This is a genomic window from Sporosarcina sp. FSL K6-1522, assembly GCF_038622445.1.
GTDB lineage: Bacteria > Bacillota > Bacilli > Bacillales_A > Planococcaceae > Sporosarcina.
Genome location: NZ_CP152019.1, coordinates 511,928 through 526,396 on the forward strand (window position 1 = coordinate 511,928; position 14,469 = coordinate 526,396).

23 protein-coding genes are annotated in these 14,469 nt (G+C 43.4%); all 23 read right to left on the reverse strand.

Annotation, left to right across the window (positions count from 1 at the left end):
• Positions 1 to 21: 21 nt before the first annotated feature.
• Positions 22 to 561, reverse strand: a complete 540-nt coding sequence (rplF, locus tag MKY34_RS02455; RefSeq protein WP_342513672.1) for a 50S ribosomal protein L6 — start codon at positions 559 to 561, stop codon at positions 22 to 24.
• A gap of 30 nt (positions 562 to 591) precedes the next feature.
• Positions 592 to 990 (reverse strand): 30S ribosomal protein S8, encoded by a 399-nt coding sequence (gene rpsH / locus MKY34_RS02460; protein ID WP_342513673.1) that lies wholly within the window; start codon positions 988 to 990, stop codon positions 592 to 594.
• A gap of 30 nt (positions 991 to 1,020) precedes the next feature.
• On the reverse strand, positions 1,021 to 1,206 hold the full coding sequence (locus MKY34_RS02465; protein ID WP_340736146.1) for a type Z 30S ribosomal protein S14: 186 nt from the start codon (positions 1,204 to 1,206) through the stop codon (positions 1,021 to 1,023).
• Between the two features lie 19 nt (positions 1,207 to 1,225).
• Positions 1,226 to 1,765 carry a 50S ribosomal protein L5 gene (gene rplE, locus MKY34_RS02470; protein ID WP_342513674.1) on the reverse strand — a complete coding sequence of 180 codons (540 nt, stop codon included), beginning with the start codon at positions 1,763 to 1,765 and terminating at the stop codon, positions 1,226 to 1,228.
• A gap of 26 nt (positions 1,766 to 1,791) precedes the next feature.
• Positions 1,792 to 2,103 carry a 50S ribosomal protein L24 gene (rplX, locus tag MKY34_RS02475; RefSeq protein ID WP_342513675.1) on the reverse strand — a complete coding sequence of 104 codons (312 nt, stop codon included), beginning with the start codon at positions 2,101 to 2,103 and terminating at the stop codon, positions 1,792 to 1,794.
• Between the two features lie 36 nt (positions 2,104 to 2,139).
• Complete coding sequence (rplN, locus tag MKY34_RS02480) at positions 2,140 to 2,508, reverse strand: 50S ribosomal protein L14 (RefSeq protein WP_342513676.1); 369 nt, start codon at positions 2,506 to 2,508, stop codon at positions 2,140 to 2,142.
• 41 nt (positions 2,509 to 2,549) lie between these two features.
• Entirely contained in the window at positions 2,550 to 2,813 is a 264-nt protein-coding gene (rpsQ, locus tag MKY34_RS02485) for a 30S ribosomal protein S17 (protein ID WP_342513677.1), read from the reverse strand.
• A 17-nt stretch (positions 2,814 to 2,830) separates the two neighbouring features.
• Positions 2,831 to 3,031 carry a 50S ribosomal protein L29 gene (gene rpmC / locus MKY34_RS02490; protein WP_009499049.1) on the reverse strand — a complete coding sequence of 67 codons (201 nt, stop codon included), beginning with the start codon at positions 3,029 to 3,031 and terminating at the stop codon, positions 2,831 to 2,833.
• On the reverse strand, positions 3,021 to 3,455 hold the full coding sequence (gene rplP / locus MKY34_RS02495; protein WP_342513678.1) for a 50S ribosomal protein L16: 435 nt from the start codon (positions 3,453 to 3,455) through the stop codon (positions 3,021 to 3,023). Before rplP ends, rpmC begins: the two co-directional genes overlap by 11 nt.
• 1 nt (position 3,456) lies before the next feature.
• Positions 3,457 to 4,113, reverse strand: coding sequence for a 30S ribosomal protein S3 (rpsC, locus tag MKY34_RS02500; protein WP_342513679.1), 657 nt, complete (start codon positions 4,111 to 4,113; stop codon positions 3,457 to 3,459).
• Between the two features lie 3 nt (positions 4,114 to 4,116).
• On the reverse strand, positions 4,117 to 4,461 hold the full coding sequence (gene rplV / locus MKY34_RS02505) for a 50S ribosomal protein L22 (RefSeq protein ID WP_342513680.1): 345 nt from the start codon (positions 4,459 to 4,461) through the stop codon (positions 4,117 to 4,119).
• Between the two features lie 20 nt (positions 4,462 to 4,481).
• A complete protein-coding gene (gene rpsS / locus MKY34_RS02510; protein WP_342513681.1) occupies positions 4,482 to 4,760 on the reverse strand; it encodes a 30S ribosomal protein S19 in 279 nt (92 codons plus the stop codon).
• A 60-nt stretch (positions 4,761 to 4,820) separates the two neighbouring features.
• Complete coding sequence (rplB, locus tag MKY34_RS02515) at positions 4,821 to 5,651, reverse strand: 50S ribosomal protein L2 (protein ID WP_342513682.1); 831 nt, start codon at positions 5,649 to 5,651, stop codon at positions 4,821 to 4,823.
• 47 nt (positions 5,652 to 5,698) lie between these two features.
• Positions 5,699 to 5,983 (reverse strand): 50S ribosomal protein L23, encoded by a 285-nt coding sequence (gene rplW, locus MKY34_RS02520; protein WP_342513683.1) that lies wholly within the window; start codon positions 5,981 to 5,983, stop codon positions 5,699 to 5,701.
• The gene (gene rplD, locus MKY34_RS02525) at positions 5,983 to 6,606 is read right to left on the reverse strand and encodes a 50S ribosomal protein L4 (protein ID WP_342513684.1); all 624 of its coding nucleotides are present in this window, start codon (positions 6,604 to 6,606) and stop codon (positions 5,983 to 5,985) included. The genes rplW and rplD overlap by 1 nt, the downstream gene beginning before the upstream one ends.
• A gap of 25 nt (positions 6,607 to 6,631) precedes the next feature.
• Complete coding sequence (gene rplC / locus MKY34_RS02530; protein WP_342513685.1) at positions 6,632 to 7,261, reverse strand: 50S ribosomal protein L3; 630 nt, start codon at positions 7,259 to 7,261, stop codon at positions 6,632 to 6,634.
• A 42-nt stretch (positions 7,262 to 7,303) separates the two neighbouring features.
• On the reverse strand, positions 7,304 to 7,612 hold the full coding sequence (rpsJ, locus tag MKY34_RS02535) for a 30S ribosomal protein S10 (protein ID WP_042478628.1): 309 nt from the start codon (positions 7,610 to 7,612) through the stop codon (positions 7,304 to 7,306).
• A 258-nt stretch (positions 7,613 to 7,870) separates the two neighbouring features.
• Positions 7,871 to 9,190: a Na+/H+ antiporter NhaC family protein gene (locus MKY34_RS02540; RefSeq protein ID WP_342513686.1), complete on the reverse strand. Its 1,320-nt coding sequence runs from the start codon at positions 9,188 to 9,190 to the stop codon at positions 7,871 to 7,873.
• 356 nt (positions 9,191 to 9,546) lie between these two features.
• Complete coding sequence (gene tuf, locus MKY34_RS02545; RefSeq protein WP_342513687.1) at positions 9,547 to 10,734, reverse strand: elongation factor Tu; 1,188 nt, start codon at positions 10,732 to 10,734, stop codon at positions 9,547 to 9,549.
• Positions 10,735 to 10,856: 122 nt separating this feature from the next.
• Positions 10,857 to 12,935 carry an elongation factor G gene (gene fusA, locus MKY34_RS02550; protein WP_342513688.1) on the reverse strand — a complete coding sequence of 693 codons (2,079 nt, stop codon included), beginning with the start codon at positions 12,933 to 12,935 and terminating at the stop codon, positions 10,857 to 10,859.
• A 151-nt stretch (positions 12,936 to 13,086) separates the two neighbouring features.
• Positions 13,087 to 13,557 (reverse strand): 30S ribosomal protein S7, encoded by a 471-nt coding sequence (gene rpsG, locus MKY34_RS02555; protein ID WP_342513689.1) that lies wholly within the window; start codon positions 13,555 to 13,557, stop codon positions 13,087 to 13,089.
• A 101-nt stretch (positions 13,558 to 13,658) separates the two neighbouring features.
• Positions 13,659 to 14,081, reverse strand: coding sequence for a 30S ribosomal protein S12 (gene rpsL / locus MKY34_RS02560; protein WP_342513690.1), 423 nt, complete (start codon positions 14,079 to 14,081; stop codon positions 13,659 to 13,661).
• A gap of 100 nt (positions 14,082 to 14,181) precedes the next feature.
• Positions 14,182 to 14,430, reverse strand: a complete 249-nt coding sequence (locus MKY34_RS02565; RefSeq protein ID WP_342513691.1) for a ribosomal L7Ae/L30e/S12e/Gadd45 family protein — start codon at positions 14,428 to 14,430, stop codon at positions 14,182 to 14,184.
• Positions 14,431 to 14,469: the final 39 nt, after the last annotated feature.

Sequence of the window (14,469 nt, forward strand, 5' to 3'; positions counted from 1 at the left end):
TTCCGGATGCCTTAAGCGGCATTATTTACCTGTTTTACCTTCTTTACGACGTACGTGTTCGCCTTCGTAGCGAATCCCTTTGCCCTTATAAGGCTCTGGTGGACGTACTTGTCGGATGTTTGATGCAAGAGCACCAACGCGTTCTTTGTTGATTCCACGAACAGTGATTTTCGTGTTCGCAGGAACTTCAACTTCAACTCCAGCTTCCGGTGTAAATTCAACCGGGTGAGAATAACCAACGTTCAATACAAGTTTCGTACCTTGAAGTTGCGCACGGTAACCTACCCCTACAAGCTCAAGTTTACGCTCGAAACCTTGTGAAACGCCTACTACCATATTATCGAGAAGTGAACGAGTTGTTCCATGAATAGAACGGTGTTCCTTGGACTCAGAAGGACGGACCAATGTGATCACGTTACCCTCCTGCTCGATTTTAATATCCGAGTTAAATGTGTTAGTAAGTTCGCCTTTTGGTCCTTTAACTGTAACGAAGTTATTCTCAGCGATCGTAACTGTTACGTTTTCAGGTACCACAATCGGCTTTTTGCCAATACGGGACATTCAATTGCACCTCCATTCATTTGTTACAAATTACCAAACGTAAGCTACTACTTCTCCGCCTACTTGTTTCGCACGTGCTTCCTTATCAGTAAGGACACCATGTGAAGTGGAAACAAGGGCAATTCCTAGACCGTTCAAAACTTTAGGTACCTCGTTCGTTTTAGCATAAACGCGAAGACCAGGTTTTGAAATACGTTTAAGACCAGTGATAACACGCTCGTTGTTTTGACCATATTTCAAGAAAATGCGGATGATACCTTGTTTGCTATCTTCCACGAATTCAACATCACGTACGAAACCTTCACGTTTCAAGATTTCTGCAATTTCTTTTTTCATGTTTGAAGCAGGTACTTCAAGCTTCTCGTGACGAACCATGTTCGCGTTACGGATGCGTGTAAGCATATCTGCAATCGGATCGCTCATTGTCATTTCATTTACCTCCTTCCCAAATTGTCGGGTTTACCAGCTAGCTTTTTTAACGCCTGGAATTTGTCCTTTATACGCTAGTTCGCGGAAACAAATACGGCAAAGCTTAAATTTACGATATACAGAATGTGGACGACCACAACGCTCACAGCGTGTGTATGCCTGCACTGAGTGCTTCGGTGTACGTTGTTGTTTTGCGATCATTGATTTTTTAGCCACGTTTACGCCTCCCTCTTATTTACTTTTGGAACGGCATGCCGAACTGCGTTAATAACTCACGTGCTTCTTCATCGGAGTTTGCAGTTGTAACGATGACGATATCCATACCGCGTATTTTAGACACTTTATCGTAGTCGATTTCAGGGAAAATAAGTTGCTCTTTTACGCCGAGCGTATAGTTTCCACGGCCATCGAATGCTTTCTTTGAAACACCACGGAAGTCACGCACACGAGGCAATGAAACCGAGATTAGCTTATCAAGGAATTCGTACATACGCTCACCGCGTAGTGTAACTTTTGTTCCGATAGGCATACCTTCACGGAGACGGAATCCCGCGATTGATTTTTTCGCTTTTGTGATGACTGGTTTTTGACCAGAAATAATTGCCAAGTCTTCCACTGCCGCATCTAGTGCTTTCGTGTTCTGAACTGCATCACCAACACCCATGTTGATAACGATTTTCTCGACTTTTGGTACTTGCATCACTGATGTATATTCAAACTTGCTCATTAGAGCAGGTGTGACTTCATTTTTAAATTTTTCTTTAAAACGGCTCATCTATTGGACCTCCTTTCATCCGTTACTTAGTTATCCAGTACTGCACCGGATTTTTTAGCAACACGCACTTTTTTGCCATCTTCGATCTTATGTCCTACACGAGTTGGCTCGCCTGTCTTAGGATCGATCACCATGACATTTGATACATGGATAGCTGCCTCTAGGCTAACAATTCCGCCTTGAGGATTTTCCTGATTAGGTTTCGTATGTTTTTTGACGATGTTTACACCTTCAACAAGCACACGGTCCTTTTTAGGGAAAGCAGCTAAGATCACGCCAGTTTTACCTTTATCTTTACCTGTGATGACCATAACTTTATCGCCTTTTTTAACGTGCATTCTGTCGCACCTCCTTGATTGGCACTGTCCTGTCTATTAAAGAACTTCCGGAGCCAATGAAATAATTTTCATGAAGTTGCTGTCGCGTAGTTCACGAGCAACTGGTCCGAAAATACGTGTTCCACGTGGGCTCTTGTCGTCACGGATGATAACACATGCATTTTCATCAAATGTAATGTATGAACCATCTTTACGACGTACGCCGCTTTTCGTGCGAACGATAACTGCTTTAACAACTTCACCTTTTTTAACAACGCCACCTGGTGTTGCTTTTTTCACTGTAACAACAACTACGTCACCGATATTAGCAACCTTACGGCCTGTACCACCTAGTACTTTAATTGTAAGAACTTCACGAGCACCTGAGTTGTCTGCGACTTTCATACGACTTTCCTGTTGGATCATTGAGGCTACCTCCTCTCGGATTTAAATCTCCGAACGTTTAATTAGATGATGACCGCTTTTTCGACGATTTCGAGTAGGCGGAAACGTTTTGTTGCTGATAACGGACGAGTTTCCATAATGCGGACAACATCGCCGATTTTCGCTTCGTTTAACTCATCATGGGCCTTGAATTTTTTAGAATACTTTACACGTTTACCGTATAAAGAATGCTTCTTTTGTGTCTCAATCATTACTGTGACAGTTTTATCCATTTTATCGGATACGACACGGCCTGTATACACTTTGCGCTGGTTACGCTCAGTCATGGCTGCAACCTCCTTCATCAGTTATTTGCACTGATCTCTCTTTGACGTATTACAGTTTTCATGCGCGCAATCGATTTACGTACTTCACGGATGCGTGCAGTGTTTTCTAATTGTCCTGTCGCTAATTGGAAGCGAAGGTTGAAAAGCTCTTCTTTCAGTGATTTCACTTTTTGCTCAATCTCTGCAGTTGTTAGGTCACGGATTTCTTTAGCTTTCATTAGATTCACCACCAATTTCTTCACGTTTTACAAACTTACATTTAACAGGAAGTTTGTGAGATGCGAGGCGAAGTGCTTCACGTGCAACTTCTTCAGACACACCTGCGATTTCAAACATGACTCTACCAGGTTTAACTACCGCTACCCAGCCTTCTACAGCACCTTTACCGGAACCCATCCGGACTTCAAGAGGCTTTTTTGTATATGGTTTGTGCGGGAAAATGTTGATCCATACTTTACCGCCACGTTTCATGTAACGTGTCATCGAAATACGTGCTGATTCAATTTGACGGTTTGTAATCCAGCTAGATTCAAGAGCTTGAAGCCCGAATTCACCGAACTGAACAGTTGCTCCGCCTTTTGTAGTTCCGCGCATTTTACCACGGAATACACGACGATATTTAACGCGTTTAGGCATTAACATATTATTTGCCTCCTTCCCCAGAGTTCTTCTTCACTGGAAGGACTTCGCCACGGTAAATCCATACTTTAACGCCAAGCTTACCATAAGTTGTGTCTGCTTCTGCGTGTGCATAGTCAATATCTGCACGTAATGTATGGAGAGGGACAGTACCTTCACTGTAATGTTCCGCACGAGCGATGTCAGCACCGCCAAGACGTCCGGATACTTGTGTTTTAATTCCTTTAGCGCCAGAGCGGATTGTACGTTGAATCGCTTGCTTCTGAGCACGACGGAATGATACACGGCTTTCTAGTTGACGTGCAATTGATTCTGCGACAAGTTTCGCATCAAGGTCAGCACGTTTGATTTCTACGATGTTGATGTGTACACGCTTGCCTGTGATATCGTTAAGTTGTTTACGAAGTGTTTCAACCTCGGAACCACCTTTACCGATTACCATACCTGGCTTCGCAGTGTGAATAGTAACGTTAACACGCTTTGCAGCACGTTCGATTTCAACTTTAGAAACAGAAGCGTCTACAAGACGTTTTTCGATGTAAGCACGAATTTTCAAGTCTTCATGCAAAAGAGTTGCATAGTCTTTTTCAGCATACCATTTAGACTCCCAGTCACGGATGATACCGACCCGTAAACCGTTAGGATGTACTTTTTGACCCACGAATTATCCCTCCTTCTTTTCTGATACCACTACAGTGATGTGGCTTGTGCGTTTGTTGATCGCACTCGCACGTCCTTGTGCACGTGGACGGAAACGTTTCATTGTTGGACCTTCGTCTACGAATACTTCGCTGATGATTAGGTTCTCAACATCCATTTCGTAGTTATGTTCAGCATTTGCAATCGCTGAGTTTAGTACTTTTTCCACAACCGGAGATGCCGCTTTCGGCGTCAGACGTAGAATCGCGACAGCTTCACCGATTTTCTTGCCCCGGATAAGATCAACGACCATACGGACTTTGCGAGGAGCAATACGGACTGTGCGTGCAGTAGCTTTTGCTTGTTGCATCAGAATAACCTCCTCTCAAATTAACGTCTTGTTTTCTTATCGTCGGCACCGTGACCCTTATAAGTACGAGTCGGTGCGAATTCGCCTAGTTTGTGACCTACCATATCTTCAGTCACATAGACAGGTACGTGTTTGCGTCCGTCGTAGACAGCAATCGTCAATCCGATGAATGACGGGAAGATTGTTGAACGGCGTGACCAAGTTTTAATAACCTGTTTCTTCTGGGAATCCTTTTGTGCTTCAACCTTTTTGATAAGGTGATCATCTACAAAAGGTCCTTTTTTCAAGCTGCGGCCCATGTCGGAACCTCCCTCCGTGGTTGTACTACGGTCCAATCGTTGAACCGCAGTGCATTCACATTATTTTTTACGACGACGAACAATAAGTTTGTCGGATTTATTGTTTTTCTTACGCGTTTTGAAGCCAAGTGTTGGTTTACCCCAAGGAGTAACTGGTGATTTCATACCAATACCAGTACGTCCTTCACCACCACCGTGTGGGTGATCGTTAGGGTTCATAACAGAACCACGTACCGCTGGGCGTTTGCCTAACCAACGTGAACGTCCTGCTTTACCGATGTTGATAAGTTCGTGCTGCTCATTACCAACTTGACCGATAGTCGCGCGGCATGTAGCAAGGATCATTCGAACTTCGCCAGATTGTAGACGTACGATAACGTACTTGCCTTCACGACCTAGTAGTTGCGCAGATGTACCTGCTGAACGTACTAATTGACCGCCTTTACCTGGTTTCAATTCGATGTTATGGATCGTTGAACCCATTGGAATGTTTTCAAGAGGAAGTGTGTTACCTACTTTGATATCCGCATCTGGACCAGACATGATTGTCATGCCAACTTCCAAACCTTTCGGAGCAAGAATGTAACGTTTTTCTCCATCAACATAATTGATTAGAGCAATATTTGATGAACGGTTTGGATCGTATTCGATCGTAGCAACGCGTCCTGGTATGCCATCTTTCCGGCGTTGGAAATCGATGACACGGTATTGGCGCTTATGGCCTCCACCTTGGTGACGAACAGTAGTCCTACCTGTGTTGTTACGGCCGCCTTTCCGTTTAAGCGGTGTAAGCAATGATTTTTCCGGTTTGTCCGTTGTAATTTCAGCGAAGTCGGAAGAAGTCATGTTACGACGTCCGTTGGAGGTAGGTTTGTATTTCTTAATCGCCATTTGGTATTCCCTCCTTCGTATAATTGACTAGCTATAAGGTGTGTTGCTTAGACTTCGAAAAGTTCGATGTCTTTTGAGTCAGCAGTCAATGTAACAATCGCTTTACGACGTTTGTTTGTATAGCCTGCATGTTTGCCCATACGCTTGAACTTACCTTTGTAGTTCTGCACGTTGACTTTTGCCACTTTCACGCCAAAGATTTCTTCAATAGCTTGTTTGACATGCGTTTTGTTCGCGCGTGTGTCAACTTCGAAAGTGTATTTTTTGAATTCCATTTGCTCAGAAGAACGCTCGGTAATGACCGGACGTTTTAGAATATCACGTGCTTCCATTAACCAAGCACCTCCTCTACTTTTTGAACTGCTGCTTTCGTCATGACAAGCTTATCGTGAGCAACAAGGTCTAAAACGTTGATGCCATTAGCAGTGACGACGCTGATTCCAGGGATGTTACGAGCAGATAGTGCTACTGTTTCATCTAGGTCTGCAGTTACGATCAATGCTTTCTTGTCGATAGAAAGGTCTTTTAATACTTTGATGAATTCTTTTGTTTTTGGTGCATCGAATGCAAGTCCTTCAAGAACTAGAATGTTCTCTTCACGCACTTTCGAAGAAAGAGCTGAAAGGAGAGCCAATCTGCGGACTTTTTTCGGCAATTTGTAGCTATAGCTTCTTGGAGCTGGACCGAATACGATACCACCGCCACGCCATTGTGGTGAACGGATTGACCCTTGACGAGCACGACCTGTTCCTTTTTGACGCCACGGTTTACGACCACCGCCTGCTACTTCTGCGCGTGTTTTAACTTTGTGGTTACCTTGGCGTAATGATGCACGCTGTTGGACCAACGCTTCAAATAACACAGCTTCGTTCGGCTCGATTCCGAAAATTGCTTCGTTCAGTTCGATTTCGCCGACAGACGAACCTGTTTGGTTTAGTACGGATACTTTAGGCATTCCTATTTCCTCCTTTCTTTATTAATTAGTTCCCTTTGATTGCGCTACGCACTTGTAGAAGTGATTTGCGTGATCCTGGAACGTTACCTTTTACTAGTAGCAAGTTACGCTCTGCGTCAACTCGTACAATTTCAAGATTTTGAATCGTTACCGTTTTACCGCCCATACGTCCAGGAAGTTTTTTCCCTTTGAATACGCGTTGTCCGTCAACAGATCCGATAGAACCTGGTGCGCGGTGGAAACGTGATCCGTGGCTCATTGGTCCTTGTGAATATCCGTGACGCTTAACAGCACCTTGGAAACCTTTACCTTTTGTTGTTCCTGTAATATCGACGATATCGCCTTCAGCGAAAGTATCGACCTTGACTTCCTGACCAACTTCGTACCCATTTACGTCCAATTCGCGGAATTCGCGAATGAAGCGCTTAGGTGCCGTTTCAGCTTTTGCAACGTGGCCTTTTTCAGGTTTATTTGCAAGCTTTTCACGTTTATCTTCAAATCCGATCTGGATTGCTTCATAGCCGTCAGTTTCAGTTGTTTTCTTTTGAAGAACAACGTTTTGTCCAGCTTCAATCACAGTTACCGGGATAAGATCGCCGTTTTCAGCAAAGATTTGCGTCATGCCGACTTTTCTCCCTAAGATTCCTTTGGTCATTTGTCACACCTCCTAAATTAATATAAGTTTTATTGTTATTGATTAAAGTTTGATTTCAATGTCTACACCAGATGGTAGATCGAGTTTCATCAGTGCGTCGACAGTTTGTGGTGTCGGGTTGACGATATCGATAAGACGTTTGTGTGTACGCATTTCAAACTGCTCGCGCGAATCTTTGTACTTATGTACCGCACGAAGGATTGTGTAGACAGATCTTTCAGTTGGAAGTGGAATCGGACCCGATACACTTGCACCCGAACGTTTTGCTGTTTCTACAATCTTTTCAGCTGACTGATCCAAAATTCTGTGATCATATGCTTTTAAACGAATACGAATCTTTTGTTTTGCCATTATTTTCCCTCCTTTTCGCCTATTTTTATAGACATTCTCCACGAAAATTTCCCACACACATGCCATGGCAAAGCGGCCGGGTGTGTCGGCAACCTCTCGCTTCATCGCAGTCAAAGACCAACATTAAATATTATACACGTAAAAAAAGAATTCCGCAAGTCTTTTGTGGAAATTCTTTTCTCAACTTTATTATTATAATTCGATTCCTCATAAAATGCAACTTCTTAGATGCCAATCACAATACTCTATACATATCTATCAACCAAACAGCATCACGGTTATCCAACCGAAAAGAATAAGCGGAATGTTGTAGTGCATAAATGTCGGGACACATGTATCCCAAATATGATTATGCTGCCCATCTACATCGAGCCCTGCAGTTGGACCGAGCGTAGAATCCGATGCAGGCGATCCGGCATCCCCAAGCGCCGCTGCAGTCCCTACAAGCGTAATGATTGCCATCGTACTAAACCCAAATGCCATACTCAATGGAACGAAGATGGAAGCGATGATTGGAATCGTCGCAAATGACGAGCCAATCCCCATCGTAACAATCAATCCAACAAACAACATAATCAAAGCCGCAACACCTTTGTTATCTCCTAACATCGCACTTGAATGCTCAACAAGTGAAACGATATGCCCCGTATCTTGCAAAACAGCCGCAAAACCATTCGCTGAAATCATCACAAAGCCAACGAACGCCATCATGCGCATCCCTTCGTTCAATAAACCATCTGCTTCTTTCCACTTTAGTGCGCCAGTGATATATAGGATCCCAATCCCTGTTACCGCACCCGCAATCATTGATTGACTCGGAATTTGTACAACGAGTGTTCCAACGAGAGCTGCAATAGTGAAATAGATATTTCTCTTTTTAATAACGACTATTTCTTCCGTTACAGTCGTCTTCCTATCAATATATTCCCTCGGCTTCCGATAAGAAATAAAAATAGCTACTAACAGCCCCAGCAACAAGCCTAACACCGGGAGCGCCATTGCCTTTGGTATGTCAGCCATATCTATAGATAAACCTGCTGCATTTATCTGTATCGCAAGGATTTCATGAAAAATGAATCCGTATCCATAAGGAAGTAGAATATATGGAGCCGTCAATCCAAACGTTAACACAGAAGCGATTAGACGACGATCGATTTTCAATAAATTTAATACATGTAGAATCGGCGGCACTAGTAATGGAATAAATGCAATATGAATCGGTATAAGATTTTGCGAGAAAATCGCCATCGTCAGAAGCAATAACACAATTAACACCTTTCCAAGCCCTGCACGATCAGTCTCGCCGTCCTTTTTCACAATCCGTAACATCGCCGAAACCAACAACTGCGGAATACCCGTTTTCGAAATGGCAACCGCAAAACCACCAAGCAATGCGTAACTAAGTGCAATTGTTGCGCCTTTCCCTAATCCATTCGTAAACGAATCAATGGTCTCCACAAGCGACAGCCCTCCTGTAAGCCCACCTACTATCGCCCCTGCAACAAGCGCAAGTACAACATTCACTCGCAACAAACTTAAAACTAACATCACTACTACTGCTACTATAACCGCATTCATACAATTTCCTCCTACAACCCTATCGCTTTACCACACTAAAGTATCGAAGTGCATGTACTAATCTATCAGAGGATGTTTCGACTGTCAATGTGCAAGTAACGATTTCACTGTTAGTATGGCTAAAATTTAGTAATCATGCACTCTATCAAGATCATTTTGGATATCAATTTCGCCGAAACGTAATTGCGTCCAGATTTTTTTCGAGCTTGCCCAAAAAAAATCTGTGACATCCGCCGGAGGCTTTATCTTCGTTCAGCGGGTGTTTGAACACAAACTGAACAGGAAACAAAACCACATTCAGCTGAATGAAGATAAAAAAAGCCCCGCCATAATAGACGGAGCTTAACATAAAGATATTATTTTTGGATAGTAGCTACTACACCAGCGCCTACAGTACGTCCACCCTCACGGATAGAGAATTTCGTACCTTCTTCAAGAGCGATTGGAGCAATCAATTCTACAGTCATTTCAACGTTATCACCAGGCATTACCATTTCCACGCCTTCTGGAAGTTGGATTACGCCAGTTACGTCAGTTGTACGGAAGTAGAACTGTGGACGGTAGTTACCGAAGAATGGAGTGTGACGTCCACCCTCTTCTTTTGAAAGAACGTATACTTCGGAAGTAAACTTCGTGTGTGGTACGATTGTACCTGGTTTAGCAAGAACTTGACCACGTTGGATATCGTCACGAGCAACTCCACGAAGTAGAGCACCGATGTTGTCACCAGCTTCTGCATAGTCAAGAAGTTTACGGAACATTTCTACACCTGTAACAGTTGTAGATTTTGGTTCTTCAACGATACCGATGATGTCAACAACGTCTCCAACTTTAACTACTCCACGCTCAACACGTCCAGTAGCAACAGTTCCACGTCCTGTGATTGAGAATACGTCCTCAACAGGCATCATGAATGGTTTTTCAGTATCACGTGGTGGTGTTGGGATGTACTCGTCAACTGCAGCCATAAGCTCAACGATTTTTTCTTCCCATTCTTCTTCACCTTCAAGTGCTTTAAGAGCAGAACCTTTGATAACAGGAATGTCATCGCCAGGGAAATCGTATTCAGATAGAAGATCACGGATTTCCATTTCTACAAGCTCAAGAAGTTCTTCGTCGTCAACCATGTCACATTTGTTCATGAATACAACTAGGTATGGAACACCAACTTGACGTGAAAGAAGGATGTGCTCACGAGTTTGTGGCATTGGGCCGTCAGCTGCAGAAACAACTAGGATTCCGCCGTCCATTTGTGCTGCACCAGTGATCATGTTTTTAACGTAGTCGGCGTGACCTGGGCAGTCAACGTGTGCGTAGTGACGAGTTTCAGTTTCGTACTCGATGTGAGAAGTATTGATTGTAATACCGCGCTCTTTTTCTTCTGGTGCGTTATCAACGTCAGCGTAAGAACGAGCTTCTCCACCTAATTTTTTTGAAAGTACAGTTGCGATTGCTGCAGTTAGAGTTGTTTTACCATGGTCAACGTGACCAATTGTTCCAACGTTAGCATGTGTTTTGGAACGATCAAATTTTTCTTTACCCATTTTGAAAATCCTCCTTAAAATATGAAAATGATAGTTTTTTAGTTACAGGCGCTGGAGAGTGCACTTCTCCAGTTACCCATATCTTATACATAATTTATACTTGAAACAAAGTCAAATTACAATTATTCGCCTTTGTTTTTCTTAATGATTTCTTCTGCAATTGATTTTGGAACTTCTTCATAGTGATCAAACACCATTGAGAAGTTTCCGCGTCCTTGCGTGTTAGAACGTAAAGACGTTGCATAACCAAACATATTAGCAAGTGGAACCATCGCGCGAACGATTTGTGAGTTACCACGGGCTTCCATTCCTTCTACACGACCACGGCGTGATGTAACGTCACCCATGATATCGCCCATGTATTCTTCAGGAATTTGAACTTCTACTTTCATCATTGGCTCAAGAATTACCGGGTTAACTTTTGATACAGCGTTTTTCAATGCCATAGATGCAGCAATTTTGAACGCCATCTCATTAGAGTCAACATCATGGTAAGAACCGTCAAATAGACGAGCTTTGATGTCAATTAAAGGATAACCAGCAATTACACCATTATCTAGTGAATCACGGATACCTGCTTCAACCGCTGGAATATATTCACGTGGAACAGATCCCCCAACGATATTGTTTTCGAATTCGAATCCTTTTCCTTCTTCGTTCGGAGAGAATTCGATCCAAACGTGACCAAACTGTCCACGACCACCAGATTGACGCACAAATTTACCTTCAACTTCCGCAGATGCACGGAATGTTTCACGGTAAGATACTTGTGGTGCTCCAACGTTCGCTTCTACTTTAAATTCACGTTTCATACGGTCAACAAGAACGTCTAAGTGAAGCTCACCCATACCTGCGATGATAACTTCTCCAGTTTCTTGGTCTGTATGTGCGCGGAATGTCGGATCCTCTTCTTGAAGCTTAGCAAGAGCCATACCCATTTTATCTTGGTCGGCTTTTGTTTTCGGCTCTACAGATAGAGAGATAACCGGCTCAGGGAATTCCATAGACTCAAGGATAACAAGTGCTTTGTCGTCACATAGTGTGTCGCCAGTACCTGTATCTTTAAGACCTACTGCTGCTGCGATATCTCCTGAGTGCACTTCGCTGATTTCTTCACGGGAATCCGCGTGCATTTGTAGGATACGTCCTACACGCTCACGTTTACCTTTTGAAGAGTTTTGTACATAAGATCCCGATTGAAGTGTACCAGAGTACACACGGAAGAATGTAAGTTTACCTACATAAGGGTCCGTCATAACTTTGAATGCAAGCGCCGAGAATGGCTCGTTGTCGTCTGAATGACGCTCAACTTCTTCATCAGTTTCAGGATTTGTCCCTTTCATAGCAGGAATGTCGATTGGTGCTGGTAGGTAGTCAATAACTGCGTCAAGGACGAGCTGAACACCTTTGTTCTTGAACGCCGTACCACAAACGACTGGGTAGAATTCAACAGCAAGTGTCGCTTTACGAATCGCTGTTTTAATCTCCTGAATCGTAAGTTCTTCGCCGCCAAGATATTTTTCCATAAGATCTTCGTCGAAGTCTACAACTGCTTCAATCAGTTTCTCACGGTATTCTTGTGCTTTTGCAACGTGTTCTTCAGGGATATCCCTAACTTCAACGTTCATACCTGTATCGTCACCGTAGAATGTTGCTTTCATCTCCACTAGGTCGATGATTGCTTCAAATGCATCTTCAGCGCCGATTGGTAATTGGATTGGGTGCGCGTTTGCATCTAGACGATCGCGAAGCGTTCCTACCGAATAAAGGAAGTCTGCTCCTGTTTTGTCCATCTTGTTGATGAAGACTAGACGTGGAACGCCATAAGTTGTCGCTTGACGCCAAACCGTTTCTGTTTGTGGCTCAACGCCCGATTGAGCGTCAAGTACTGTTACAGCACCATCAAGTACACGTAGTGAACGTTCAACTTCAACAGTGAAGTCTACGTGACCTGGTGTATCAATGATGTTAACGCGGTGACCTTTCCATTGAGCCGTTGTCGCAGCAGATGTGATCGTGATTCCACGTTCTTGCTCCTGCTCCATCCAGTCCATTTGAGAAGCACCTTCGTGCGTTTCACCGAGTTTGTGGATTTTACCTGTGTAATAAAGAATCCGCTCAGTAGTCGTTGTTTTACCAGCGTCAATGTGAGCCATGATACCAATATTACGAGTATTCTCTAAGGAGAACTCTCTAGCCATATTGTTTATCTCCTTCCGGTTCGGATTAGAGTATGAACTTCATTCTGTTGAATAAAGTTCATGCCTCCGGCGGATGCCAAGATTCATCGAATAAATTCGATGAATTCTTTGACACAAACACGCTTTAACGTATTCGATTGTTTGTTGAATCTTACCAGCGGTAGTGAGCGAATGCTTTGTTCGCTTCTGCCATTTTGTGCATTTCTTCACGTTTTTTCACGGAAGCACCTGTGTTGTTAGAAGCGTCAAGGATTTCATTCGCAAGACGTTCTTCCATTGTTTTCTCACCGCGTGAGCGTGAGTAGTTCACAAGGTAACGTAGTCCGAGCGTTGTACGACGCTCAGGGCGTACTTCAACTGGAACTTGGTAGTTTGCTCCACCTACACGGCGTGCACGTACTTCAAGTACCGGCATTACATTGTTAAGTGCAGCTTCAAATACTTCAATTGGATCCTTTCCAGAACGCTCTTGAACAAGTTCGAACGCACCATAGAGGATTTTTTGAGATGTACCTTTTTTGCCGTCAACCATCATTTTATTGATGAGACGTGAGACGAGCTTCGAATTATAAATCGGATCCGGAAGTACGTCACGTTTAGCAACAGGACCTTTACGAGGCATGTTGTTTTCCTCCTTTCAAGGTTTTCAAGCGTTTTCCGCTTAAATAACCAGCAATCATAATTTTAGATTTTAAGCATTGTGTGCTTAAATAACTTTCGTTATTAGTTTTTCTTTTCTTTAGGCTTTTTAGCACCGTATTGTGAACGGCTTTGCATACGACCTGTAACACCAGCTGTATCAAGTGCACCACGTACAACATGGTAACGAACACCCGGTAAGTCTTTTACGCGTCCGCCGCGAATAAGAACTACGCTGTGCTCTTGAAGGTTGTGACCTTCACCAGGAATGTATGCGTTAACTTCCATAGAGTTCGTCAAACGAACACGAGCATATTTACGAAGTGCCGAGTTCGGCTTCTTCGGTGTCATTGTACCTACGCGTGTACAAACACCCCGTTTTTGTGGTGAATTCACGTTTGTCATTGACTTTTTGAAGCTGTTATAGCTTTTCCCGAGTGCTGGAGATTTAGATCCTACCGCGTTTGGTTTACGTGGCTTACGGACTAATTGGTTAATTGTAGGCATCGGATTGTCCTCCCTTCATAACTTCTTTTTAAGACCACACATCCAGGTGGTTCATTTTTGGGGTAAAAACAAAGTCTTTGTGCTTTTTGCACAAAAACTATTATCCAGTAATTGCAACAACGGCTGCACTGACTTGAATGCCACATGCATTTCCGAGCTTAAGTCTCGAATCGACATGTGTCACTTGGATGCCACGAAGCGCGGCTTCCTCCATTACAGGAGCGACAATCCGTTCTTCGACATCCTGCGCAATAATGACTTCTGTCACTATTCCTGCACGAATCGCTTTCACTGTCTGCTTTGTACCGATGATGGTCTTCTTTGCCTGTTTGACTTTTTCATAAGACATTCCCATATCCTCCAAAGTACAGACATTCAACTATCAACC

Excerpts from the sequence above, each read along its gene's own strand:
- rplF (WP_342513672.1), bottom strand. The coding sequence starts at position 561 with ATGTCCCGTATTGGCAAAAAGCCGATTGTGGTACCTGAAAACGTAACA.
- rpsH (WP_342513673.1), bottom strand. The coding sequence starts at position 990 with ATGACAATGAGCGATCCGATTGCAGATATGCTTACACGCATCCGTAAC.
- rplE (WP_342513674.1), bottom strand. The coding sequence starts at position 1,765 with ATGAGCCGTTTTAAAGAAAAATTTAAAAATGAAGTCACACCTGCTCTA.
- rplX (WP_342513675.1), bottom strand. The coding sequence starts at position 2,103 with ATGCACGTTAAAAAAGGCGATAAAGTTATGGTCATCACAGGTAAAGAT.
- rplN (WP_342513676.1), bottom strand. The coding sequence starts at position 2,508 with ATGATCCAACAGGAAAGTCGTATGAAAGTCGCAGACAACTCAGGTGCT.
- rpsQ (WP_342513677.1), bottom strand. The coding sequence starts at position 2,813 with ATGACTGAGCGTAACCAGCGCAAAGTGTATACAGGCCGTGTCGTATCC.
- rpmC (WP_009499049.1), bottom strand. The coding sequence starts at position 3,031 with ATGAAAGCTAAAGAAATCCGTGACCTAACAACTGCAGAGATTGAGCAA.
- rplP (WP_342513678.1), bottom strand. The coding sequence starts at position 3,455 with ATGTTAATGCCTAAACGCGTTAAATATCGTCGTGTATTCCGTGGTAAA.
- rplV (WP_342513680.1), bottom strand. The coding sequence starts at position 4,461 with ATGCAACAAGCAAAAGCTACTGCACGCACAGTCCGTATTGCTCCTCGC.
- rpsS (WP_342513681.1), bottom strand. The coding sequence starts at position 4,760 with ATGGGCCGCAGCTTGAAAAAAGGACCTTTTGTAGATGATCACCTTATC.
- rplB (WP_342513682.1), bottom strand. The coding sequence starts at position 5,651 with ATGGCGATTAAGAAATACAAACCTACCTCCAACGGACGTCGTAACATG.
- rplW (WP_342513683.1), bottom strand. The coding sequence starts at position 5,983 with ATGGAAGCACGTGATATTCTAAAACGTCCGGTCATTACCGAGCGTTCT.
- rplD (WP_342513684.1), bottom strand. The coding sequence starts at position 6,606 with ATGCCTAAAGTATCCGTACTAAACCAAACAGGTTCGTCTGTCGGCGAA.
- rplC (WP_342513685.1), bottom strand. The coding sequence starts at position 7,261 with ATGACCAAAGGAATCTTAGGGAGAAAAGTCGGCATGACGCAAATCTTT.
- rpsJ (WP_042478628.1), bottom strand. The coding sequence starts at position 7,612 with ATGGCAAAACAAAAGATTCGTATTCGTTTAAAAGCATATGATCACAGA.
- MKY34_RS02540 (WP_342513686.1), bottom strand. The coding sequence starts at position 9,190 with ATGAATGCGGTTATAGTAGCAGTAGTAGTGATGTTAGTTTTAAGTTTG.
- tuf (WP_342513687.1), bottom strand. The coding sequence starts at position 10,734 with ATGGGTAAAGAAAAATTTGATCGTTCCAAAACACATGCTAACGTTGGA.
- fusA (WP_342513688.1), bottom strand. The coding sequence starts at position 12,935 with ATGGCTAGAGAGTTCTCCTTAGAGAATACTCGTAATATTGGTATCATG.
- rpsG (WP_342513689.1), bottom strand. The coding sequence starts at position 13,557 with ATGCCTCGTAAAGGTCCTGTTGCTAAACGTGACGTACTTCCGGATCCG.
- rpsL (WP_342513690.1), bottom strand. The coding sequence starts at position 14,081 with ATGCCTACAATTAACCAATTAGTCCGTAAGCCACGTAAACCAAACGCG.
- MKY34_RS02565 (WP_342513691.1), bottom strand. The coding sequence starts at position 14,430 with ATGTCTTATGAAAAAGTCAAACAGGCAAAGAAGACCATCATCGGTACA.